Source organism: Paraburkholderia sp. GAS82 (assembly GCF_050436285.1).
Lineage (GTDB): Bacteria > Pseudomonadota > Gammaproteobacteria > Burkholderiales > Burkholderiaceae > Paraburkholderia > Paraburkholderia phenazinium_B.
Genome location: NZ_JBNDLX010000002.1, coordinates 134,066 through 157,497, shown reverse-complemented (window position 1 = coordinate 157,497; position 23,432 = coordinate 134,066). Strand labels below are relative to the sequence as shown.

The window sequence follows — 23,432 nt, the reverse complement described above, 5'->3', positions numbered from 1 at the left end:
ATGTTCCTCGATCTCACGTTGGCCATCGACATGCACGATCCCGTTGTTGGCAAGGCCAATCAAGACCAGAACAGCTTCATGTCCCAGGGGCACATCGGCACGCACCTGGACGTGTATGAGGGACAAGGTCGTCCGCCGGCTGAATACGCCGTCCGCCGAGGCGTAATCGTTCATGTAGGCGACGTCGGCGAAACCGAAATCACGGAAAAGGTCCTCGAAGGATACGACGTTCGCGAAGGCGACTTCGTTATCTTCCACACGGGCTACCTGTCGAAGTACTCGTACGGAACGCGTGACTATTTCCGCGGCCATCCCCAGATGTCTTGGGATTTCATCGAAACGCTGGCGAAAATGAAGCTGGGCTTCATCGGTCTGGATTTTGCCGGCCTGCGTCGCGGTGATCAGCATGGCCCAGCAGATCTCCTGGTTGGTCGCCGCGGCGGCTTCATCATCGAAAATATGAACAAGATCGACGAGCTCTACAACGCGGTCGGCAAGACGGAGTTCACGATGCACACTGCGTGGACAGGTTTCCTCGGCTTCAGCGGGCTCTCCTGCCGCGTGGTGGCGGAAGTGCCCGACACGGTACAGTAAGGTAAAAGGACATCATCATGCTCAGCCAAGAACAACTTAGCTACAGAGCTGGGATGGCCAGGCTCGGCGCTGCGGTTCACGTAGTCACCAGCGATGGCGTTGCTGGGAAAGCCGGCATTGCAGCCTCAGCTGTTTGCAGCGTCACCGATACGCCACCCACGCTACTCGTTTGCGTTAACCAGCAGTCGTCGGCACACAACGCGCTGATCGAAAACGGCGTACTGTGCGTGAACACATTAAGTGTTTCCCACGAGGCGCTATCCCGTAGGTTCGGTGCGGGCGTCAGCGTAGAGGAGCGTTTCGCCGGAACGTCGTGGAGCACCCTGAAAACGGGTGCCCCTGTGCTGGAGGATGCACTGGTAGCGTTCGACTGCAAGGTAATTGACACCGTCTGCCAAGGCACTCACAGGGTCTTCTTTTGCGAGGTGCAGGAAATAAAACTGAGCGATGGCGAGACGATTGGCGGGCTCATCTACTTTGATCGTCGATACCATGGATTGCAGGCCACTTCCTTGGTGAATCGGTAGAGCAAGTTGTGCACGTCGGGTCTGATCTGAAATCCAGACAGGATGCCAGAAAGCAATACAGGCCCGACGAATATATAGGAGTATGAAAGGAAAGAGCAATCGCTATCGTCAAGACTTCTGCTTGTCTTGAAATGCGAATTGCGATTGAGTTAGCGTGCCCCGCCGTCTGAAAACGGGTCAGCTATCCTGAGTTAATGCGGAGGACGGGAGAGACCCGTCGCCGCTGTAAAGCCAGCCCATGAATCCTACAAAGATCGCTGCGACGACGGCCGGAGCTGCCGCGACGCGGAAGATGTCCTCCGGCCGCCAGTTCGACGCGTATAACACCCCGGCCAGATAGGTGCCCCCGGCACCGCCAAGACGACCAATACCAGAAGCCCATGCCACGCCGGGCGCACGTAAGTCGGCTGGATAAAAGAGGGCGGCCAATGCGACAATCCCTTTCTGGCCGCCGCTAGTACATGCGCCGCAGCAAAATGCCGCCAGCACAAGTAAAAAATGTGTTGCGCCAAGCGCCATAGAAATTGCCAGCATCGATATACCGCCAAACAGGAATAGCGCTGAGAGGATGATATACGGCCCGAACCGGTCCATCAGCGGACCCAAAATGAGTCCGGCTGCCATGCCACCGACAGTGCTGATGGCCGTTACCCAGACGACCATTCTGGGCGAGTAAGAAAGGGAGTGCAGAAATGTCGGTAGCCAGCTCTGCAGGAAATAGAATTCCGCCAGGTTGATGTTGTACACAACCCACAGCAAAAACGTGCCGACACGCAAACGTGCGGAAAACAAGCCACTTACGGCCCCATCGCTATTCTTATGGGCGTTGGCGGTTAGGACGGCGCCGTCCGGTAAGTTGAATTTAGGAAAGAATCGGCGCGCCATTTGAAGCAAGTCTTTTTGCGACCTGTGCCGCGCAAGATGCGAGGCAGACTCAGGCAAGAGAGGAATGAGCAGTAACGTTAAAACAATCGGCCCGAGACCACACACCCAAAGTGGAGCGGTCCAGCCGAAGCGTGGAATCATTGCGCCACAGCAGAAGCCCGCGACAGTAAATCCGAGGGAATAGCCGACGTAGATTAATAAAACAAACGTTGCGCGTGTCCGTTTGGGACTGAATTCGGATGTGAGGCCGACGGCACAGGGTACGGCAGATCCTAGTCCGATGCCAGTAAGCAGCCGGAGCGCGATCAACTGCGGCACGTTCGTTACAAAGACAGTTAACAGCGTGAACAAGCCGAACGCAGCCGTTGACCATACCGTCATTTTCTTTGTGCCGAAACGTTTCGCAAAGGGCGAGATGCCGAAATTTCCGATCATCAGACCAATGAGTACGGACGAGAAAATGCTGCCGAGGATGGACTTTGGAAGATGCCAGTCATTTGCGAGAACGGGCACGATGTAGCTGAAGGCTTGCGTGGTGAAGCCATCGGAGAGCATGAGCAATGCACAGAGCGCTAGTGCGACGTACTGGGCGCGGCCGATTCGAGAATGATCGATTACGTCGTGAATGTAGACTTTGCGTGATTCCATCACATGTCTCCGCTGTGAAATCAGGATCCGTGATTCTTGATGTAGTCAGTCTATCTGCGTGTACTGCCCTTTCGCCGCTTCACTTCGGCCAACAATCGTTCAAAACCGGACTTGTGGTCGAAGGTTTCGCCCGTTTCGTTCTGACGGCTCGCACGTCCTACTACAGTCTGGGGTATCGACCGAAGGGTCATCTTGCCCCGCGCCGTATCGACGACCAGGGAATTCGTAGGCGAACGTGTCCGAACGAAGTTGACCGTTTTTAGAGGTAAATTGTCGTTTTAGCCAAATCCAGATCGGGCGATTGTCGCTAGAGTATCTCTCAAGGATTGCATTTTTCGACACACATGTAATTCAGTTATCCGAAACATACAAATCCAGAAACTCAATTCCGGGTTGGTGGCAAAGCGACCACCGTCATCCCTCTTTAATGCATTGTTACCTTGGCCAAAGTCAAATGAGCCCAGCTAAATTGCCCAACTGTGCGGCATCTTTAACTCGTACTCTTTCCTCAATCGGGAAATTTCTCGCATCCATGTTTATCGTTGAAGAGGTGGACCTTGTCGCGTACGACGTTGCGGGACACGAAATTCCCTACTCGTTGCTTTTCACCCTGTATGGCTACGTCTGACCAGCGAAAAGCAGCTTCGGCAGGAAGGACCGGCCGTGGGCTCGGGCCAGGCGTCTTCAGGCGGAACGCTCAATTCTGCCTAACGCAGCACACCGGGCACTAACCATGTTTGTGACAGGACGGAGCGGTGCGGAACGGATCGTATTGCCTTCCTTGCGGCCGTGCTGACGTCGGTTTGCGCCGCGCTGAATTTGCGCCCGCGCGGCCAATGAAAAGTCCCATTGCGTTGTTGCCCGTCACGGCACTGGCATAGCGGCCTCTGGGGGAATTGGTCGACTTGCCGGCGAACTCGAGCAGGCTTGCCGATGTAGATGCTCGGTGATCGGCACGGCAAAAATCGGGCTTGCGCTATTAATTTTACGATCATATAATTAACTGCAGGTACAAACCAACGGCGGATGCAGAGGACTTGGGCGTCATTCGTCGGCTAACAGCAGTTGCGTTGAAGCTATGGAGGAGTGGTCGATGGAAAATGAGCTCGAAACGATGCGGGGACAAATCCTTGGTCTTGTCGGTGCCCTTAATGCGATTGCCGCGGTGCTGCCCGACCAAACGTCGGCGGATGCAGCTGAGGTCCTGGACGACATGATTGCGGCGACCAAGGACAGTGGTCTCGAGTCGACGGTGACTGAAGCGATGCACTCTGCCATGCAGCAGATTGGTGGGGCGTTGCGCGTCTCTCTTCACCGTTGAGTAAAGTTGCGGTTTGAATTAATCGCCGCGGCGGACTCAGGCACAGCGGCCGGCCAGTGAGGTGAAGGCCGCAGCGGTAAGCGCGATCCGCGGTGGTATTTCCGGTCCGTGCGGAACAATTCGGTTGCAGGGTGTCGTGATTGAGTCTCGAGCCGCCGGATTGCGGCCGTTGAACAGAATGGTTCGTCGCATAAATTAATTGTATGGCCAAATAGTGCGGGCCGCATGGCTGATTCGGCTCGAGCATTCAGCGGAGAGTAAGCAAGATGACTAGAAAACTTCGGGTTGGCGTGGTTGGCGGCGGTATCGGAGGTGTTGCCCTCACAAGCGCGCTCGCGCAGCACGGGATCGAGGTGCATGCCTTTGAGCGCGCTAACGCGTTCGGTGAAATCGGCGCTGGCATTCAGGTCACGCCAAATGCCGTCAAGGTACTTGAGGCGTTGGGTCTGGGAGAGGCACTGCGAAAAGTCGCGTTTCTGCCTCAGGCCATCGTTGGCCGCAACTGGGACACGGCAAAGGAGATTTTCCGCATCCCGCTGGCGGACGAGTGTCCGCGTCTCTACAATGCCCCGTTTTTTCATGTTCACCGTGCTGATTTGCATCAGTTGCTGGTCGACTCGTTGCCAGCTGGCGTTGCATCGCTTTCGTCGGCGTGTGTCGATATCAGGCAAACAGGTGATAGCGCCGCAGCTATCTTCGCAGACGGTTCGGAGTTCGAAGCGGATCTGATCGTGGGCGCGGACGGCGTGCGATCGACAGTCCGCAACAAACTGTTCGGCGACGATGCGCCGAAGTTCACCGGCAACATGTGCTTCAGGGCGGTTGTTCCGGTGGACGGGAACTTTGATTTCGTGAGCCCTGATTCATCGTTCTGGCTGGGCCCGAAATCACATATCGTTACCTACTACGTTCGTCGCGGGCAGGCAGTCAATATCGTTGCAGTCAATGAGACCGCCGAGTGGGTCGAAGAGTCGTGGAATGCGCCTAGCACTCGCGAAGAACTGCTCGCCGCGTTCGCTGGCTGGCATCCGAACATTACGCAGTTGTTTGATCGCGTTGACTCCGTATTCAAATGGGGTCTGTTCGACCGCGATCCAATGACGACGTGGTCGAAAGGGCGGATCACCTTGCTGGGCGATGCCTCCCATCCCATGCTGCCGTTCCTTTCTCAAGGCGCGGCGATGGCGATCGAGGATGGCTACGTGCTGGCGCGCTCGCTCGCTGGGCACGGCACCGACGTCGCATCGGCCCTGCGCGATTACGAAGCAGAGCGCATTCCACGCACCAGCCGGGTACAGCTGGAGTCGCGTGAACGTGGACGGACCTATCACCTCCCGACACTTTTCGCCCAGCGCAAACGCGACCTCATATATCAGTTCAAGTCGTGGATCAATCCGCACGCTTCGGGCATTCAGGCTGACTGGGTGTACGCATACAACGCGGCGGACTTCCAGCCGCGTGTAGCAGCGGTGGCTTAACGCGAAGCTAATCTAGAGTTCGAGGCAAACACACATGACCAAGACTTATCGCATCGGCCAGATTGTGCCGAGCTCAAATACCACGATGGAAACAGAGATTCCCGCAATGTTGCGCCTGCGGGAGGCCATCCGGCCGGAGCGCTTCACGTTCCATTCGAGCCGGATGCGCATGAAGAAGGTCGTCAAGGAAGAACTGGCAGCAATGGATGCGGAGTCCGACCGCTGCGCGGTTGAGCTGTCTGACGCGCGCGTCGATGTGCTCGGCTACGCATGTCTCGTTGCGATCATGGCAATGGGCCACGGCTACCATCGTGCATCGCAGGAGCGACTCACAAAGCACACGGCTGCTAACGACGCCCACGCCCCGGTGCTGACCAGCGCCGGCGCGCTGATTGATGCGCTAAAGGTCATCGGCGCGAAGCGCATCGTTGTAGTTGCACCGTACATGAAGCCTTTGACGGAGCTGGTCGTCGACTACGTCCGCAACGAAGGCTACGAGGTGCTCGACTACCGTGCACTCGAAATCCCCGACAACCTGGAAGTCGGACGCCACGACCCGGCCAACCTGCCGGCGATCGTGCAGCAGTTGCGCTACCAGGATGCCGACGCGATCGTGTTGTCGGCGTGTGTGCAGATGCCATCGCTGCCGGCGGTTGCAAAGGTCGAGGCGATGACAGGAAAGCCGGTCGTTACTGCGGCGATCGCAACCACGTACGCAATGCTGCGCGAACTGGACCTCGAACGTATCGTTCCGGGTGCGGGCGCGTTGCTGTCCGGCGCGTACTGAGCCTCGCAAATTCACAGGGACGCCCCTATGTTTACGACTCTTCAGTACGGCGCGAACGTTGCCGCAAACGGTATTCGCCAGCACTATCTCCGCTACGGTGGAACACATGGGACGCGGAGTGAGCGCACCGCGATCATCCTGATTCCAGGCATCACGAGTCCCGCCATTACGTGGGGATTTGTGTGTGAAGTGTTCGGCCGTGAGTTCGATACCTACGTGATCGATGTGCGTGGCCGCGGCTTGTCAGAGGCGTCGCCAACGCTTGACTACAGCCTGACCGCGCAAGCCGACGATGTAGTGGCATTCGCAGACGCGCTTGGTGTGAAGCGATTCACGCTTGTAGGCCATTCGATGGGCGCACGCATTGCAGCGCGCGCGGCGACATGCAAGCCCATTGGCCTCGAATCGGTCGTGCTGGTGGACCCGCCGGTGTCGGGTCCTGGCCGTCGCGAGTATCCAAGCAAGCTGCCGTGGTACGTCGATTCGATGGCGCTCGCTCGAGCCGGCGTGGGCGCGGAGGCAATGCGCGCGTTTTTGCCGACGTGGACCGATCAGGAGCTCCAGTTGCGAGCCGAGTGGCTGCACACCTGCGACGAGCGCGCAATCATTGCATCGTTTGAAGGCTTTCACATCGACGACTTCCATGCGGACGCTGCGCAACTGCACGTGCCGTCTCTGCTGATCACGGCTGAGCGCGGCGACGTTGTGCGTGACGAGGATGTCGCCGAACTGCAACGTGCGACGCCGTCGATGCAGCATGTGCGTGTGCCGAACGCGGGCCACATGATTCCGTGGGACAACGCGACGGGCTTTTACGCGGCGTTCGGTGACTTTCTCGGCGCGCCGCTCGTTTGAGCTCGCCAGCCCCCTATTTGCCAGCCCCGAAGGAGCCGCCATGCCTATCAGCGACCATCAACTGGTCGAAGCCTGGAAGGAAGTGCTTACGCTGTCCCGCCTCGAACGCGGGCAAACCGTCACCATCTTGACGAGTTCCTCCACGCACCCGCAGACTCTCGCTTGCGCACTCATCGCAACACAGTCGATGGGCGCAGTCGTCAACCGGCTTGACTTACCACCGGTAAATGGCGAGAAGGCATTTAGCCGCGACTCGCTCGCGTACCTCGGCACGACGCCATTGACAGGCAACCGCGCGGCGATTGCCGCGCTGAAAGAGAGCGACCTCGTGCTTGATCTGATGACGTTGCTTTTCTCGCCCGAGCAACACGACATCCTCAAGTCCGGCACGAAGATCCTACTTGCAGTTGAGCCGCCCGAAGTGTTGGCGCGGCTGGTACCGACATACGCCGACCGCGAGCGCGTGCTGGCCGCTGCGAAAAAGATAAGCGCCGCGCGCGAGATGCGCGTTACGTCGCCAGCAGGCACATCGCTTGTGTGCCCTATGGGTGAGTTTCCTGCGATCGCCGAATATGGTTTCGTCGACAAGCCGGGTCGCTGGGACCACTGGCCTAGCGGCTTTGCACTGACCTTCCCGAATGACCGAACCGCCAGTGGCACGATCGTGATCGATCGCGGCGACATCCTGCTGCCGCAGAAACGCTACGTCGGCGAGCCGATCGTGCTGACGGTGGAAAAGGGCTATGCGACGAAGATCGAAGGCGGCATCGACGCTGCACTGTTGCGCGATTACATGGAAACCTTCAACGATCCCGAAGGCTACGCGATCTCCCACATTGGCTGGGGACTGCAACGTCGTGCGCGCTGGTCGACGCTTGGTCTGTACGACCGCGAAGCAACCATTGGAATGGACGCGCGCGCCTTCGAGGGTAATTTCCTGTTCTCGCTCGGACCTAACAACGAAGGCGGCGGCAGCCGCACCACCACGTGTCACATTGACATTCCACTGCGTAACTGCACCGTGCGAATCGACGATGAAGTGGTCGTCGCCGATGGTCGGGTAGCGGATACGGCCCAACACTGACAAGGACTACGATGACCGATCTTTCAGAACATGCCGAAGCGGGTGTTTACCATAAGCAAGGATTCGGAACGCCATTGCCGGTTCAAGGCAATGTCGGACTCCTGATCGTCGATTTCGTTATTGGATTCGCAGATCCAGATGTGTTCGGCGGCGGAAACATCGGTCCCGCAATCGCTCGCACTGTCGAAGCGCTTGCGCTTGCGCGTCGAAATCGGTGGCCTGTTGCACACAGCCGGATTGTCTACGCCGACGACGGAAGCAGTAACAACGTTTTCTCGGTAAAGGTTCCTGGCATGGCGTCGCTTACCGAAGACAATCCCAATAGCGCCATCGTCGATGAACTCACACCTGAAAGCGGTGAGTTGGTTGTGCGGAAAACGGTGCCATCGGCGTTTTTCGGCACGCAACTCGCCCCGTGGCTTACGGAGCGCGCCGTACAGACTTTGCTGGTTGCCGGTGCCGTGACAAGCGGTTGTGTGCGTGCAAGCGTTGTGGACGCAATGTCGTACGGTTTCCGACCGCTGGTCCTTGCCGATTGCGTGGGAGATCGCGCAATTGCACCGCACGAGGCGAATCTCTTCGATATGGCGCAGAAATATGCGGCGGTTATGCCGCTCGACGACGCAATTGGCGCAATTGAAAAAAGCAGCGGCAGGAACGTTCGCTGACACTTAGCCAGGATATGCCATTGCTTATCGGTGGACCTGCGCGCACGGGAAGAGCCCACAATGCGTGCTAGGCGGACTCACCTTGATTCCGCTAGCGGCTGCTGCTGGTGCACGACCGCCAGGCCCAGCCTCGATGCTTTCCAAAAACACTGGCTGACGCTGGGCGGTTCGCTGACTGCGCATCTGCGCACGCTTGGAGTGGTAGATGTGCGTGTCACGCGTGAGGTTGTTGGGCTGCCCTGGTCCGACGAGCGTGACGCACTGCAACTGGCGCCCCGCGAGCGCGCGTGGATACGCGAAGTTGTGCTTGCCGTTGATGGTGTTCCCTGCGTCGCTGCTCACAGCGTGACGCCCCTCGAAGCTAGCCTTGGCGTATGGCAGGCGATGCGGCGGTTACGTGCTCGGCCGCTGGGCGAACTGCTTTACGGGGACGTTAGCGTAAGCCGATCTGCGCTTTCTAGTCGACGCATCAACGCGCGTCATCCACTTTACGGTTTGGGTGCGGCTCAAGTTTCAGGCCGCTTGCCGTATCTGTTCGTTGCCCGACGATCTGTATTCACACGACTGCAGGCGCCACTGATGGTGACGGAATGCATGTTGCCAGCGTTTTGGGAGCGGCTCACTCGCCATCGCAAAACCGAAGCGGCTGTTGTCAACGTTTCTTCCGATAAGCGGCCGTGTGATGGATACCATGTCTCGTGTGGCTGCGAATCTGACTTTCATGTCGTGAGGGATCGAACGCGGTACAGAGTGGGTGAGGTATCGCCAGCCTGAGCTCGCTGGTCGATGCCTCACCTGGCCGGCAAGCTCTACGAGCCTGCCGATATCGATCGCAGCACGCTCAGAATCGATGTCGAATGCCAAAATTGATATTGAACTGTTTGTCGGTTGACGACGCGGGCAGTTGACCAATCTGCATCTGTGTTGCACCGCCATCCGCTTTTCCGTAGATAGCCCACATGTATAGATCGGTACGCTTGGAGATGAAATAGTCGGCAACCAGGTTGTATTCCAGATATTTAGGATGCTGATTTAGCGAACCGATACTGCCATTGATCACATCGATCGCCGCTGCGAGGCGCAGGAATGGATTAACCCTGTAGTCAGCCTGCGCCAGATAGATGTTGAACTGGGCATCTGCGCCGTTGATCGAATCGGTGAGGTCGGAATGTGAAACCGCAACGCGGGCAGTCAGCTTACCGAACGTGTACGCAACGCCTCCCGCCGCGATATTCAGGTCTCGCGCAGTAGGCAAGTACTTCCCGTAAACCAGGATGCTTGACGCGCCGGTGCTGTCATACCACACCGCGTATGGGTCACGCACCGACGTGTAAGCCGCGCCGATCTGGAGAGGGCCGGCGGTATATCCGGCGCCGACGCTCGCCACGCTGTCATTGGAGAACTGACCTGGGACTCCGCCAAACGCATACAGCGCGGCCACCGAAAGACCCCGGTAGGTCGGGCTGGTGTACTTGAGCGAGTTGCTGGTGGTCCAGTCGTTAGCAGTGTTATCGATGTCGTAGATAGGAGCCGTTCCCCGGCCATTCGCCATGATCGGACCGACATAATCGACGACCTCGTCGTATTGACGACCAAGACTCAGGTTGCCGTAGGGGCTACCAATTCCCACGTACGACTGGCGGCCGAATTCGCGGCCATCCTGTCCAAGCTTGCCGGTGTTCACATCAAACCCGTTCTCAAGGTGAAAGTACGCCTTGTAGCCGCCGCCGAGATCTTCGGTACCGGCGAGGCCCCATTGCGAACCTAACCATGTCCCGCTACGTAAGCGATACGAGGAGCCGGTGCCGGCGTTGTTAATATACGCGACCGCCTCATCGATCTGACCGAACAGCGTGACTGAGCTTTGTGCATTCGCATAGCTTGTGACAGCACATAAGCTGAAAACAATCAATGATTTTTTCATCGTGACTCCTAATTATTGTTAAAAGACCTGACTTGGTTAATGGGGGTTCGTGCTTTCTGTGCCGGCGCGCTGCCCGTCCCCGGCTTAACGGGCGTTCACCGCCTCACCGTACCGCAGCAGGCGTATTACGTAGCCTGCGCACGGTCCGGTGACTTATCTGATGTTTCGCACCACCGCCGAGGGCTCGAGCGCCCGGCCACCGCTGTAACGCAACCCCATGATCCCGACGAAAATCGCGGCGCCGACGGCCGGTGCTGCCGCAACACGGAAGATCGCATCGGGTGCCCAATTCGCTGCGTACAGGACGCCGGCCAGGTAAGTTCCGCCGGCGCCTCCGAGACGGCCAACCCCGTACGCCCATGCAACTCCCGCCGCCCGTAGCCCGGCTGGATAGAAAATCGATCCGAGAGCGACGACACCTTTCTGGCCACCGCTGATGCAGAACCCGCCACAGAACACCGCGAACACGAGTATCCAGTGCGTCGCACCGAGCGCGACCGAAATTGCCAGCATGGATATTCCGCCGAACAGATAGAGGGCCGACAGGATCATGTATGGGCCTATACGGTCCATCAACGGTCCCATAAGGAGACCGGCCACCATGCCGCCAATCGTGCTCACAGCGGTCGCCCAGACGACAAATGCGGAGGGATAGGACAGCGAATGCAGTACCGTCGGCAACCAGCTCTGAAGGAAATAGAATTCCGCAAGGTTGATAACGAACACGCCCCACAGCAGAAAGGTCCCTAGGCGAAGATTCCTGGAGAACAGACCTTTTACACGTGTATCGCTGGTTGCGTCTTCATTCGAAGTCAGTACGGCGTCTTTCGGCAAGATGAACCCGGGAAAGAACCGCTGGGCAGCACGCAACAGATCGACGGGTGAGCGGCGGCGCGCAAGATAAGAGGCGGACTCAGGCAGGAAGGGAATGAGCAGCAGTGTCAGCACAATAGGCCCGAGACCACCGACCCATAAAGGACCGGCCCAGCCAAAGCTTGGGATCATGGCGCCGCAACAGAAGCCCGCTACAGTGAAGCCGAGAGAGTAGCCGACATAGATCAGCAGAACAAAAGTTGCGCGGGTCCGTTTCGGACTGAATTCGGATGTAAGACCGATCGCGCAGGGTGCGGCCGCTCCGAGGGCGATTCCGGTAAGGAGTCTGATTGCGATGAGTTGCGGTGCGTTAGTTACCAGGACGGTGAGCAGTGTGAGAACTCCGAACGCGGCCGTGGACAAAACAGTCATCTTCTTTGGCCCGAACCGGTTTGAAAGCGGCGAGATGCCGAAATTGCCAATCAGCAGCCCCACGAAAGCCGCTGAAAAAATGGTGCCGAGGATAGATTTAGGAAGATGCCATTCGCTGGCTAGAACAGGGACGATGTAGCTAATAGTCTGCGTGTTGAAGCCATCGAACAACATCAGCAGCGCGCACAGGGCGAGCGCGACGCGCTGGGTGCGACCGATACGATGTTCATCGATCACGTCGTGAATGTTTACTTTCCGTGTTTCCAAGACTTCTCTCCACTGCGATGTTGGGTCTGCCGTTCGAACTGCCCACAGGTCGGACAGGCCTTATGCGAGAGCGCCAGCCGCGCAGCGAGCCACACGGCTGACACCCGGCAGCTAAAGCCACATCGACGGAAAGTATGTCTTTACCGCCCGCGAAAGCTTTCAACGCTGTCGCTTTGATATTATATAGCCATAAAATTATATATAGCTGGGGTAAACCCTCATATGTTGGAGCTCAGTTTCGTTGCGTAGAGCGGCTTTTGGCGCAGCGCCTTGAGGTTGGTGTGCTGTGGTCAATCAGCCCGCGACGCCAGCAAGGACATGGTGTTCGGCGGGGTAAAAGACTCCGGATACTGTTTGGAGAGACCGCTCGAAGCGATCGGCGCGACAGCGAAAACGCAGCAGCTCTCCTACACGATCGTATTGCCAGTGTGCGCGGTTGATCCCTTGAGCTTCCAGATCAGCAACCCAAGCGCCAGGCACGGCACGAACAGAGCCAGGAAGTCGAAGTATTGTGTCGCCCACGCCATGACCGCAACCCCGCTCCAAAAGTGAGCGTGCACTAGCGAAAAGTGCTTAGCGGCCTGACGGGCCTTCGCCTTTTCGTCGGAGCTCAAAATCATATTCACGGAATGCGTAAGCAGCGAAATGTAGTTGCCTGTCATGACCATCGTTGACGTGGGGAAGCCCGAGGTCGACGGCACGACGGTGTTCTGAAGATACACAGCAAATGAGCCCAGACATACCAGCCCGAACACAATAATGTTGGGCTCTCGTAGCATCCCTTTGTGATGCAACTCGCTGGCAATGCACGCGTACGCAAGGATTATGACAAGCTCCAGGATGAGGCAATAAAACGCGCAACTGGTCTGAGCCTTCCCTTTTCGCCTGGCTGCTAAATGATGACCCAACACCATCATTAAAAATCCAGCTACCGTCGACAGGTGCAATATGGCGTCGTGAATATTTGTGTGATGAATTATTCCAATAATGCCGATCATGGTGTTGACAGTCATCACGCCCAGCAGGACATGAAAGAGCAGCAGGTAACTTACACAGTCCATGCATCCACCCACGAAGCAGAGCGTGAAAACGGTCAATGCCCCTTCGTCCGGAAGCCATTTCCTGGGATGTCTCTGCATGATGCAAACCGGTTGCTTATCTGTCATTCGTACCTGGACCAAGGACGTTCAGTCAATATTATACGATTGAATAATTACGTCTGCTCAGGGTATACGTATGCGATAAATGCGCGGGATGTGAACTCGTTGTCCAGGGTAATGGTCGGCTGGGTTGCACTATGGTGGTGCTACGAGAGGCGTTCTTTACTGTGCGGCCGTATAATTCCATTTGCGCGGCTCAACAGAGGCGCGGGCAATCGTTTCCGCAAAGTGGATTTTCAAAACTACAGCCATGAATAAATCAGAACACCCTCAGGGTGCTTTGCGGCGTCGCGGGGCACTGGGCCGGCCCGCAGGGGCTACTGAGAACCAGAAAGAAAGCATCCTGGACGCCGCGGAGGTCGATTTTTCTCACCGCGGATATGCGGGTACGACGCTACGCGAGGTTGCGGTGTCGTGTGGTGTGACCCAGGCGCTGATCACCTATTATTTCGGCACCAAGCAGCAGCTGTTTGAAGAGGTATTTCTGCGTCGCGCGACGAAGATATCGGCTGACCGGGTGCAGCTACTCGAACAGATAGAGGCACACGGCGACAATGCCAAGCTCGAGCAAATCGTCCGTGCCTTTCTGAAGCCGATCGTTGACTTGCGCGCAACGGTTTCGGGACGGGCCTTCATCAGGCTGCAGGCGCGGCTCCACACCGAACCGCCGGAAGTGTCGTACAAGCTGCGTAGTCTGGCGTATAGCGAATCGACAAAGGCTTACGTGGACGCGCTGCGCAAGGTGTTGCCGGGATTGCCCGAAAAAGATCTGTACTGGCGTGTGACGCTAATGATCGGCGCCTATCTTTACGCATTCTCAGACAGTCACCGGCTAGAAGTGCTTGCCAAGGATATTTGCAATCCCGGAGATCCGGTCGAGGTGCTTGAGCAATTGACGAGCTTCGTGGTGGGCGGCCTGCAGGCGGCAGCTGCGAAATAAGCTTGCCCCTCAGGCAGACTCGCCTGCAGCCTCGGGTTGAACCAGTCCGGCGTCGGTCAGAGTCGCGGCACCCACGCCCAGTAGATGCGCGCGCGAAAGCGCAAAAGCGCGTCCCGCGTCTCCATCGAGAATGGCCTGAATGATTGCCTGATGCTCTTCGCCCGTTCCGGCCTCACGGCTGAATGGGCGGTGGCGGTTGATTGTGTGCCGGATGCGGTGCACGTGCCACATCAGATGCTCGTGAGTCTGTCGCATGACGGGGTTGTCAGCCCCTTCGACGATCGCGTAATGGAAGTCGTCATTGAGCTCGAAGTACCGGCGATGATTGCCTTTTTCCAAAGCAATCTGCATGAGTTCGGTCGTCTTGCTGAGCTTTTTTAGCACCTCGGGGGGCTGCCTGCGTGCGACGGATTCGGCGGCGGCGCCCTCGATCAATGCCAGCACCTCGAATGCACCAGTGATGTCCGAGGCATCGGGTGCCGTCACCACGGCACCGACGTGCGGTATCAGCTCGACTAGCCTTTCTGCTTCCAGAATCCGGAACGCGTCGCGTAGCGGCGTGCGCGATACGCCAAATTCCTCACAAAGCAGGGGTTCCGGCAGGCGCTCGCCGGCTTGCCAGCGGCCTTCCACGATATCGAGCCGAAGCTGTTCCAGAATGGCAACATGCATCGACTCGCGGCGCGCAAGCGCGCGCCCGATTCGAGCTTTTACTGGCATTTCTCTCAACCCATCCTAGTCATGTCCGGATCATTGATGTTCTGGATAAGCTCCGGCGCAGACCGAAATTATACGGGCTCGCTCGCACACGCGACAGCCGAGCGGATCATTGCGCTTTCCTCCACAGGATGCAGTACCAGTCAGAACGCTCAGCCTGCTCGTCAGCCGGCAATCCGGTCCTTTTGCCCTCGCGGCACCAATCCGCCCAGATTGTAGCCGAATATTTATACTTTGGTATAAATATGCGGAAATCGAACGGTGTTCCTCTGGATCTCGCCCAAAAATGCCCTTAGAACCCCTACAAATAGGGATTCAACTGAGCCGGAGTGCCAAAATAACTTGCGATCCAAAAAAATGCGATATACGATATGTCGAAAGAGCAGCACGGACACAAGCCGTTGTCGTCACGTCTGTTCGCCGCACTGCGGCTTTCCTTGGGAGGGGTGAACGTGTCCTGGCTGAATGTTGTGAAACTGTCCGAGCTATCGCCGGACTATCCGGCGGCCTGCAGTGTGGGGCGGCATCGAATCGCGGTGTATCTCGTCGGTGACGCCGTGTATGCAACGTCGAATATCTGTACTCATCAGTTTGCTCTGCTAAGTGATGGGTATCAGGAGAACGGCGAAATCGAGTGTCCGTTGCATCAGGGGCGCTTTGACATCCGGTCGGGTAAGGCGCTTTGTTCGCCGCTGACTGTCGATCTGGCGACCTATGAGGTAGACGTCCGGGGCGACGAGGTCTGGGTGGACCTTCCGGACGCCGGAAATTAAGCATCGGCTCAGGCGCTCATCAGCGAGTGCGGGGCAGCAACAGGGTGAACGCGGATGTCGCGAAAGGCGGCCCGCGCTCAATGTAACTTCAGGAGGCGAGGATGGGCGACGTAGTTTTGCAGGATCAACGTATCCAATGGCCGGAAGCAGGCGTGAGCCGGGTTCCGTTCGAGATCTATACGGACGATGCGCTTTACGAAAATGAACAGGATGCCTTGTTCAAGGGGCCGATATGGAACTTTGTTGGCGTCGACGTGGAAGTGCCTGCCGTTGGCGACTTCAAGACAAATTTCGTCGGCGACACGCCCGTCGTGGTCGTGAAGAGTTCCGCCGACAGCTATAGCGCCTTCGTCAACCGTTGCGCGCATCGGGGCTCAACGCTGTGCTATGAGAAAACCGGTAATCGCGATGCTTTTACATGTGTCTACCATAACTGGTCGTACGATCTTGAGGGAAACCTGAAGACCGTCGCGTTCCATAAGGGTGTGCGCGGCAAGGGTGGCTTGCCCGAAGATTTCCGTACCTGCGATCACAATCTTCAGAAACTGCGTGTCCAAACGCTCTGTGGTCTCCTGTTCGTATCTTTCGACGAAACTGCGCCAGACCTCGAGGAGTTTCTTGGACCAAAGATGTGCGCCCATATCCGGCGTATTTTTGCCAAGAAGATCAGGATTCTCGGTACGTTTTCGCAATACATGCACAACAACTGGAAGTTGTACATGGAAAACGTAAAGGACTCCTATCACGCAAGCCTGCTTCATACGTTCTTCACCACTTTCAAGCTGAACCGGCTTTCAATGCAGGGCGGCCTGATTCTTGAGGGCGATGGTGGCCACCACATCAGCTACTCGAAAATGGCGACCGACTCCGGTAGCGGTACAGACTACGAGAGCGGCGGCATTCGTGCGCAAAACGACGAATTTGCGCTGCACGACGGTCGGATTCTCAAAAGCTGGCCTGAATTCGAAGACGGCATCACGCACGCCATTCAAGGCATTTTCCCCAATCTTATCGTCCAGCAAATCCAGAACTCGCTTGCATTGCGTCTGCTCATTCCGCGTGGTGTGAACGGCTGCGAGCTCGTGTGGATCATGTTCGGCTACGAATCGGATACTCAGGAAGAGACCGATATCCGCGTAGCCCTGAGTAACCTGGTGGGGCCAGCGGGCCTCGTTTCGATGGAAGACGGTGTGATCGGAAGCTTCGTCCAGCGTGCGATCGTCGGCAACCAGGGCCGTGAGACAGTGCTCGAAATGGGCGGGCGAACTGTTGAAAGCCAGGAATCACGCGTCAGTGAAGCGTCAGTCCGCGGATTCTGGCAGACGTATCGCAAGTACATGCAACTGTGACCTGTTCACGCAAATAGTTCTACAGTTCGCGCGGCGCCGCCGCGGTGCGCCGCGCACATAAGATCTACTTATTCAAGGAAGGCAATCGTGTCGGGATCCACCGAACTTTTTCATCGCGTAAGGCCGCTGTACGACGCCTACGCTGACTGCATCGACGAAGAACGCTATCAGGAGTGGCCTGACTTTTTCGAAGATGTCTGCTTTTATCAGATCACGACGCGAGAAGCGCGTCGCAAGTCGTTGCCTATCGGCATTATTCAGTGCAACAGCAAGGGCATGCTGATCGACCGGATCAACTCGATGAAAAAGGCAAATATCTTCGAGCCACAACGGTATCGACATTTGCTCGGTGCATTGCACGTGGAGACCACCGAAGATGGGACGATCCGTACGCGCATGGGGTTTGCCGTCGTGCGGATTATGGAGAGCGGAGACAGCATGTTGTTCCTTTCCGGCGTATGGCATGACGAAATCGTCGAGACTACGGAAGGTCTGCTCTTTCGCGAGAAGATCGCCGTACTCGATTCGAGCTGCGTGGACACACTCATTGTCGTACCCGTCTGAAATGGTGACACCATGAGCCGCGGCACCGAATACCCTATCGTTATCGTTGGCACCGGCTTCGCGGGTTATACAGTGGCCCGCGAACTACGACGTCGCGACCGGAACGTAGGTTTGTTGATGTTGAGCTGCGATGACGGCAACCAATATTCAAAGCCGATGTTGTCCAATGCTTTTGCCCAGAAGATGAGCCTGGCGCAATTGGCGGGCACGCCCAGGGAGCAGATGGCGAAACGGCTCAATGCCGAGATCGAGCCGAACCTGAGCGTCGAGTGGATCGATCCGGTCGCGCACAGTCTGTATCTGTCCGAGGGTGGGCAGATCGGGTACGGCAAGCTCGTGCTGGCAGTCGGGGCGCAGGCACGGGTTCCTCAGTTCGGTGGAAATGCCGTTAGCCGGGTGCTATCTGTTAACAGTCTTTCGGAGTACGAGACGTTGCTTGCCGCGCTTGACGGCGCGTCAAAGGTAGCGATAATCGGCGCAGGACTGGTGGGGTGTGAACTCGCAAACGATTTGCTCGCTGGAGGCTATAGCGTCGACCTGCTCGACGTGTCGATGCGTATGCTAGACCGATTCTTGCCGCCCGAAGCGGCCGACACGGTGACGCAAGCATTGGTCGCCGAGGGCGTACAGTGGCATCCCGGTGCGATCATCGAATCCATCGATACCGCAGAGACTGATGGACGCCAGCTTGTGATAACGGGCGACAACGGCCTTCATATCGTGTGCGATGTAGTGATTGCCGCAATCGGACTCATTCCGCAAACCGTCCGCGCCGAGCCGCCATTACAGATCAACCGGGGCATCGTTGTCGATCGCTATTTGCAAACATCCGCACCGGACATCTACGCAATCGGAGATTGCGCAGAACTGGACGGCAGCGTGTTGCCGTTCCTCGAGCCAGTTCAGCATGGGGCGCGAGCATTGGCCGCAACGCTGACCGGAGTGGCCACTCCGGTGCACTATCCCCCGATGCCTATCGACGTCAAGACTCCAGCGCACCCAGTACGCGTCGTCTTGCCTCCGGTCGGTACCCGTGGTGGGTGGCAGATGCAGAATAGCGATAGCAAGGGCGTGTACGCGATATTTGTCGAAGAGGGTGGAGCAATGGCTGGATACGCACTGTCTGGTGATCAGGTCAGTCGGGAAAGCGAGCTAACATCGGTATTTGAGGCGCGGATGTCTGCCTGATCGGTTGCAATAGCGAGCCTCGTCTTCGTGTTCACCGCATGTCGCGGCCCATGCGACATGCGGGAACTGGCGCTTGAATGTTTGCCAGCAACAAACGTATCGCGAGTAAAGATCGCAGTCGAAAAATGACGTCCAATACCTTCATCTCTGAGCTTAATCCCGACAGGAGCGATCGGCCCGCATTAGCGTTTCGGCTTCAGGTCAAGGAATACGAAGCTGAGATCCCGGTGCATCAGCACCGCAAGTGTCAACTGGTGCTTGCGCTGCATGGCGCGGTAACGTGCCAGGTGGACAAGGCATTGTGGATGGTGCCCCCGCATTGTGGCGTATGGATTCCCGGAGGATTGCCCCACAGCAATCGCACAACAGCAAACGCAAAGCTGTACTACCTGTTCGTCGAGCCCGACCTCGTTGATTTGCCGAAGCAGTGTTGTACGCTCGCGATCTCGCCGGTGGTGAGAGAGATGATCCTGCATCTGGCCAGCATTGATCAAGAGTACGAACCAGATAGCCATACTGATCGTCTCGCACGCGTGCTGCTGGATGAGTTGGCACGAATGCCAATGGAAAGGCTTTGCCTGCCGGTCAGCGACCATCCAAAAATAACTGAGATTGAGAACGCGTTGCGTGCCAACCCAGGTGACCGCCGCACAATCGAGCAATGGGCCAGGCGCGTGGCGATGAGCGAGCGATCATTGGCCCGCTTGATCGTTGCCGAGACGGGGCTGACTTTCGGTCGTTGGCGGCAGTTATTCCATTTGCTCTTCGCCATCAGAGAACTGGCGGGCGGGGCATCGGTACAGCGGGTATCCGGTGATCTCGGCTATGAGTCCGTGACTGCATTCATCACCATGTTCAAAAAAGCTCTTGGGCAACCCCCTGCACGGTACTTTGCGTCGATCTCGCGAATGAGGGAAACCAGCTCACCGTCTGAGTGACGGTCGGAACTTGCCCTCTGCGCATAGACAAACGAATCGCAGACGCCGTGAATCGGGCAGAAACGAGGGACATATGTAGCACCGTCTCAACGAATTACGTCGCGATCCACGGCCGTTTCATCCATCAACAGTCCCTCATTCTCTCCTCACTTTCATCGACCAGAATGCATGTCAACCGATGCAGTCAATGCGCTGCGCCGGAGGTCAAGGAGAAAGACATGAAAGGGATTCGCCAGGCGGTAGTCGCCGCCGTGTTAAGCGTCGGCCTCGTGAGTGTTGCCGAGGCTCATGTATTCGTCGGTTTGAGCGTCGGAGTGCCGGCGGTGCCAATGATGCCGATGGTGGCCGCGGTGCCCGTCGCGCCCGTGGCGGTCTATGCACCGCCGCCTGCGCCCATCTATTACGCGCCCCCTCCGCCCGTGTATGCGCCGCCCGTGGTCGTCGGTTATTACGGCCGCCCGGGCGGATGGTATGGGCACTATGGATATGGATACGGCTACTGGCGCTAATGATCGGACGCGCGGCGCAACGTCCTCTATCCCCGTTCGCCGCTTTTCGCGTCCTCAATTGCAGCACATCAGTGACGCGCGAATGAATCGATCGCACGCGCCAGTGCGACCGGGTATTGATACATCATCGCGTGTCCCGCGTGCTCAACCAGCAGAAGATGAGCATGCGGCAATAAGTGCGTGAGCGCCAAGGCGTTCTCTTTGGCGACGACGGCATCGTCGGTTCCCGACAGCACTAATGTATCGATACGCACCGAGCGCAATGCATCAGCGGCTGCATCGTCCGTTTCCCACTCTTTGAGCGAGGCGGATTGGCCATCCGTAACCGCGTTGGAAATGGCGGATGACTGGTAGCCGGACGGCTTGAACATATCCTTGGCGAAGCACCGTTCGGCGTCTTGTACGCTTGGTGCCGGGAACAGAACGGCCATGATGTCGTTGAACGTGACGCCAGGGCTGCCCGCCAGTTTCGCCATGACATCCGCAGGCACCGGCGAGCCGGCTCGGCCCGGCGCCAACGCACTCATCAGCACCATTTTGCCGATCGCCTGGGGCTTGTCGATCGCGAGTTGCTGCACGATCGAGCCGCCCATCGACCATCCGACGACCGTCGCATGCTTTAGCGCCAACGAGTCGATCAATGCGGCAGTATCGCTCGCCATGTCGTCGATGGTGAAGTTCGACGCGTCCGGCATCGAACGTCCGATGCCACGATTGTCGAAGACGATGACATCATGGTGTTTCGCGAGTTCGGCGAGAAACGCTGCGTCCCATTCGGACACCGTCGCGCGATAGCCCGTGACGAGCAGAAGCGGACTGCCATGACCAAACCGGTAGTAGGCGAGCGGACCGCGTGGTGTGTTCGCGATCTGTTCGTGATGACCTGCATAGATCGATGACGTAGCAGACGGCGCCACGCACGCCGCTTCATGCGGATAGCTCACGGTTCGCGCGTGAGCGGCGGTTGACAGCGTGACACACGCCAATGTAATCGCGAGTGCCGTGGATCTTAGCGGCTTGTTCATATGGACGCTCCTTGACTCGATGATGATCGACGCAACACGTCAAGTGTATTAATCGACTATTAGCGTCGAATGAGGAGGGGAGTCGTCAGCCTGGGCCCCGATGTCTTTAGAGGGAGCATGTCATGCGCCCTAGGAGTTGCCGATGAACTTGAGTGCATCCATCATCGGCGTCTTCGATACATTGACCATGCCCTGGAAGGGTGTGTCGAGATCGAGGACAACGAACACGGCAGTTGTAGTCGATAGGGCGCAAAGAAGAAACACGACGCACATGCTCCAGTTTCTTGGGGCGCTGAAACCAAATATGCCGAATATGACCACCAGCCAGCCGACGAGGACCGCAATCAAAGGAGTTGGAATCAGGCCCTTTCTGTGTTCGAACGCGAGCCAGCGGCCGGCGAATATGTCGTCCCAAAGTTCCATCGCGTGGTCACGGAATCTCTCCTGTGAGGGGCCGGCAGCCTGCAAAGCGAAAATGCGTCCCTGAATGTCGTAAGTACTCTGGAGGATTTCTCGCGTCTCTGCCTCTGCGGGCGTTCCCGTTTTGTTGGAAAACAGAAAGGAGATCCATCGGCCATAGTCGTTTTTTATTTGAAGGCGCAGGCCGTCGGCCGATGGACCGAACTGGGACAGGGTTCGGTCTAGCCGGATCATCGTGACAGCATTGTGTTGGAGCGCGGTATTGACCAGGTCAAGCGAGGACTTCCCGGACGAAATCAGCAGACTCAGCACCAATGCCGACAGCGTCGCTACGAGACCAACGGCAATACGCATCGCGGCAAGCGAGGATTCCTCAAAGTGGTGATCTGCCAGTCTTGAGCGTACATACGACCCTAGCGCTGCGCTCGAAAGAACGAGCACAAACACGAAGGCAGAAAAGACGTAGTGATCCATGTGGAAAATGGCCTCGTTCGATCACGCGGGTCAGCTAACTCTTGCCGAGCCACCTTGGCACCCATGCTGCAGAATATGTGGCCGGCAGCGTAATCCAGCGGCGCGCGTCGTTACTATGACGATAGTGCCGGATTCGAGCAAACGATAGGGATTTTTGCTCGCTATTTACTTGAACGTTGGATTTCTCCGGTAAAGCAGCGCCCATCGCTGGGCGCTGCCCGCTTTTGACGTTACTCGGCAAAGTCCGTTGCTTCCGATGAGCCTTTCCATGCATCAAGGTCGCGTTGAACCGCTGCGGCTTTTTGTGCCGCCAGTTCGTTGGCGATCTTGCCGGCGAACAGGTGCACCGGCGGTTCGGCGACGTTCACGGCCTGCATGATCAACATGGCCAGTTTGTCCGGATCGCCGGCCTGATGGCCGTGCAGCGTGCCCAGGTGCAGATCGAGCGACGCCTTTGCTTCGGTGTATTCATCAATCTGGCGTTTGGCCACTGCCAGCGCGCCACTCGACAAAAACTCCGTGCGCACCGGCCCCGGGTACACCACCGTTGCCTTGATGCCAAACTCGGCCACCTCGACCGCGAGCGACTCGGTCAAGCCCGCAAGCGCGAACTTGCTCGCCACATAACTGCCCCAGCCGGCGTAGCCGCCCTGGTAACCGACGATCGAGGCGATGTTGATGATATGCCCGCCACGCTGCTTGCGCAGATGCGGGAGCGCGTGCCGCAGTACCGTCAGCGGCGCGAACAGGTTGACTTCGAAATTTTGACGAAGCTCTTCTTCGGAGAGGGCTTCGACGGTTCCCTGCTGGGCATAGCCGGCGTTATTGACGATCACATCAATCTTGCCAAACGTGTCGATGGTTTGCTCAATGGCCGAGCGTACGCTCTGGTCGCTGGTCAGATCCACTTGCAGCGGAAGAAATTGTGCCGAGGCGGGGCCGATGGCTTCCGTCAGCGACGCCACGGTTCGCGAGGTCGCCGCGACGTGATCGCCACGAGCGAGGAGTTGCCGCACGAGTCGTTGGCCGACGCCTTTCGATGCGCCAGTGACGAACCAGATTTTTGCAGAATTGCTCATGATAATTTCCTTG

The 23,432-nt window shown here is 57.5% G+C and carries 24 protein-coding genes; 16 read left to right on the top strand and 8 right to left on the bottom strand.

All coding sequences use genetic code 11. The features are described 5' to 3' along the window. Together P3T17_RS07085 and P3T17_RS07080 are read left to right on the top strand one after the other, a co-directional pair. Positions 1 to 594 (top strand): cyclase family protein, encoded by a 594-nt coding sequence (locus P3T17_RS07085; RefSeq protein WP_429405697.1) that lies wholly within the window; start codon positions 1 to 3, stop codon positions 592 to 594. A 17-nt stretch (positions 595 to 611) separates the two neighbouring features. Further along, a complete protein-coding gene (locus P3T17_RS07080) occupies positions 612 to 1,121 on the top strand; it encodes a flavin reductase (RefSeq protein WP_429289402.1) in 510 nt (169 codons plus the stop codon). A 177-nt stretch (positions 1,122 to 1,298) separates the two neighbouring features. On the opposite strand, the gene P3T17_RS07075 is transcribed toward P3T17_RS07080, so the two are convergent. Further along, positions 1,299 to 2,654 carry an MFS transporter gene (locus P3T17_RS07075; protein WP_429405695.1) on the bottom strand — a complete coding sequence of 452 codons (1,356 nt, stop codon included), beginning with the start codon at positions 2,652 to 2,654 and terminating at the stop codon, positions 1,299 to 1,301. A gap of 1,093 nt (positions 2,655 to 3,747) precedes the next feature. Between P3T17_RS07075 and P3T17_RS07070 the strand changes: the two genes are divergently transcribed. The 7 genes from P3T17_RS07070 to P3T17_RS07040 all read left to right on the top strand — a co-directional run bounded on the left by P3T17_RS07070 (position 3,748) and on the right by P3T17_RS07040 (position 9,621). After that, positions 3,748 to 3,975 (top strand): hypothetical protein, encoded by a 228-nt coding sequence (locus P3T17_RS07070; protein ID WP_429289400.1) that lies wholly within the window; start codon positions 3,748 to 3,750, stop codon positions 3,973 to 3,975. A 266-nt stretch (positions 3,976 to 4,241) separates the two neighbouring features. After that, positions 4,242 to 5,453, top strand: a complete 1,212-nt coding sequence (locus P3T17_RS07065) for an FAD-dependent monooxygenase (protein WP_429405694.1) — start codon at positions 4,242 to 4,244, stop codon at positions 5,451 to 5,453. Positions 5,454 to 5,487: 34 nt separating this feature from the next. Further along, the gene (locus P3T17_RS07060; RefSeq protein ID WP_429405692.1) at positions 5,488 to 6,240 is read left to right on the top strand and encodes a maleate cis-trans isomerase family protein; all 753 of its coding nucleotides are present in this window, start codon (positions 5,488 to 5,490) and stop codon (positions 6,238 to 6,240) included. Positions 6,241 to 6,267: 27 nt separating this feature from the next. After that, positions 6,268 to 7,095 carry an alpha/beta fold hydrolase gene (locus P3T17_RS07055; RefSeq protein WP_429405690.1) on the top strand — a complete coding sequence of 276 codons (828 nt, stop codon included), beginning with the start codon at positions 6,268 to 6,270 and terminating at the stop codon, positions 7,093 to 7,095. 40 nt (positions 7,096 to 7,135) lie between these two features. Continuing rightward, a complete protein-coding gene (locus P3T17_RS07050; RefSeq protein WP_429405688.1) occupies positions 7,136 to 8,179 on the top strand; it encodes a 2,5-dihydroxypyridine 5,6-dioxygenase in 1,044 nt (347 codons plus the stop codon). Between the two features lie 11 nt (positions 8,180 to 8,190). After that, the gene (locus P3T17_RS07045) at positions 8,191 to 8,847 is read left to right on the top strand and encodes an isochorismatase family protein (RefSeq protein ID WP_429289395.1); all 657 of its coding nucleotides are present in this window, start codon (positions 8,191 to 8,193) and stop codon (positions 8,845 to 8,847) included. A 60-nt stretch (positions 8,848 to 8,907) separates the two neighbouring features. Beyond that, positions 8,908 to 9,621 carry a chorismate--pyruvate lyase family protein gene (locus P3T17_RS07040; RefSeq protein WP_429289394.1) on the top strand — a complete coding sequence of 238 codons (714 nt, stop codon included), beginning with the start codon at positions 8,908 to 8,910 and terminating at the stop codon, positions 9,619 to 9,621. Positions 9,622 to 9,688: 67 nt separating this feature from the next. Here the strand turns inward: P3T17_RS07040 and P3T17_RS07035 are convergent, their stop codons facing one another. The 3 genes from P3T17_RS07035 to P3T17_RS07025 all read right to left on the bottom strand — a co-directional run bounded on the left by P3T17_RS07035 (position 9,689) and on the right by P3T17_RS07025 (position 13,422). Continuing rightward, on the bottom strand, positions 9,689 to 10,771 hold the full coding sequence (locus tag P3T17_RS07035) for a porin (RefSeq protein ID WP_429405685.1): 1,083 nt from the start codon (positions 10,769 to 10,771) through the stop codon (positions 9,689 to 9,691). Positions 10,772 to 10,924: 153 nt separating this feature from the next. After that, positions 10,925 to 12,283, bottom strand: coding sequence for an MFS transporter (locus P3T17_RS07030; protein ID WP_429405684.1), 1,359 nt, complete (start codon positions 12,281 to 12,283; stop codon positions 10,925 to 10,927). A gap of 407 nt (positions 12,284 to 12,690) precedes the next feature. Then, positions 12,691 to 13,422: a YoaK family protein gene (locus P3T17_RS07025; protein WP_429405682.1), complete on the bottom strand. Its 732-nt coding sequence runs from the start codon at positions 13,420 to 13,422 to the stop codon at positions 12,691 to 12,693. Between the two features lie 271 nt (positions 13,423 to 13,693). Here P3T17_RS07025 and P3T17_RS07020 point away from each other — a divergent pair, with 271 nt between their 5' ends. Then, positions 13,694 to 14,383 carry a TetR/AcrR family transcriptional regulator gene (locus tag P3T17_RS07020; protein ID WP_429289196.1) on the top strand — a complete coding sequence of 230 codons (690 nt, stop codon included), beginning with the start codon at positions 13,694 to 13,696 and terminating at the stop codon, positions 14,381 to 14,383. Between the two features lie 9 nt (positions 14,384 to 14,392). Here the strand turns inward: P3T17_RS07020 and P3T17_RS07015 are convergent, their stop codons facing one another. Further along, entirely contained in the window at positions 14,393 to 15,055 is a 663-nt protein-coding gene (locus tag P3T17_RS07015) for a GntR family transcriptional regulator (protein WP_429405681.1), read from the bottom strand. Positions 15,056 to 15,471: 416 nt separating this feature from the next. On the opposite strand from P3T17_RS07015, the gene P3T17_RS07010 reads away from it, so the two are divergent. The 6 genes from P3T17_RS07010 to P3T17_RS06985 all read left to right on the top strand — a co-directional run bounded on the left by P3T17_RS07010 (position 15,472) and on the right by P3T17_RS06985 (position 20,421). Further along, the gene (locus tag P3T17_RS07010) at positions 15,472 to 15,873 is read left to right on the top strand and encodes a non-heme iron oxygenase ferredoxin subunit (RefSeq protein WP_429289198.1); all 402 of its coding nucleotides are present in this window, start codon (positions 15,472 to 15,474) and stop codon (positions 15,871 to 15,873) included. 116 nt (positions 15,874 to 15,989) lie between these two features. Beyond that, positions 15,990 to 17,222, top strand: coding sequence for an aromatic ring-hydroxylating oxygenase subunit alpha (locus tag P3T17_RS07005; RefSeq protein ID WP_429406448.1), 1,233 nt, complete (start codon positions 15,990 to 15,992; stop codon positions 17,220 to 17,222). Between the two features lie 87 nt (positions 17,223 to 17,309). Continuing rightward, on the top strand, positions 17,310 to 17,786 hold the full coding sequence (locus tag P3T17_RS07000) for an aromatic-ring-hydroxylating dioxygenase subunit beta (protein ID WP_429405679.1): 477 nt from the start codon (positions 17,310 to 17,312) through the stop codon (positions 17,784 to 17,786). A 12-nt stretch (positions 17,787 to 17,798) separates the two neighbouring features. Beyond that, positions 17,799 to 18,974, top strand: coding sequence for an FAD-dependent oxidoreductase (locus tag P3T17_RS06995; RefSeq protein WP_429405676.1), 1,176 nt, complete (start codon positions 17,799 to 17,801; stop codon positions 18,972 to 18,974). A 125-nt stretch (positions 18,975 to 19,099) separates the two neighbouring features. Further along, positions 19,100 to 19,912, top strand: coding sequence for an AraC family transcriptional regulator (locus P3T17_RS06990; RefSeq protein ID WP_429406446.1), 813 nt, complete (start codon positions 19,100 to 19,102; stop codon positions 19,910 to 19,912). Between the two features lie 218 nt (positions 19,913 to 20,130). Continuing rightward, entirely contained in the window at positions 20,131 to 20,421 is a 291-nt protein-coding gene (locus tag P3T17_RS06985) for a hypothetical protein (RefSeq protein WP_074266539.1), read from the top strand. Positions 20,422 to 20,489: 68 nt separating this feature from the next. On the opposite strand, the gene P3T17_RS06980 is transcribed toward P3T17_RS06985, so the two are convergent. The 3 genes from P3T17_RS06980 to P3T17_RS06970 all read right to left on the bottom strand — a co-directional run bounded on the left by P3T17_RS06980 (position 20,490) and on the right by P3T17_RS06970 (position 23,419). Continuing rightward, positions 20,490 to 21,446: an alpha/beta fold hydrolase gene (locus P3T17_RS06980; RefSeq protein WP_429405674.1), complete on the bottom strand. Its 957-nt coding sequence runs from the start codon at positions 21,444 to 21,446 to the stop codon at positions 20,490 to 20,492. Between the two features lie 129 nt (positions 21,447 to 21,575). Continuing rightward, a complete protein-coding gene (locus tag P3T17_RS06975) occupies positions 21,576 to 22,340 on the bottom strand; it encodes a hypothetical protein (protein WP_074266537.1) in 765 nt (254 codons plus the stop codon). Positions 22,341 to 22,570: 230 nt separating this feature from the next. After that, positions 22,571 to 23,419, bottom strand: coding sequence for an SDR family oxidoreductase (locus P3T17_RS06970; RefSeq protein ID WP_429405671.1), 849 nt, complete (start codon positions 23,417 to 23,419; stop codon positions 22,571 to 22,573). Positions 23,420 to 23,432: the final 13 nt, after the last annotated feature.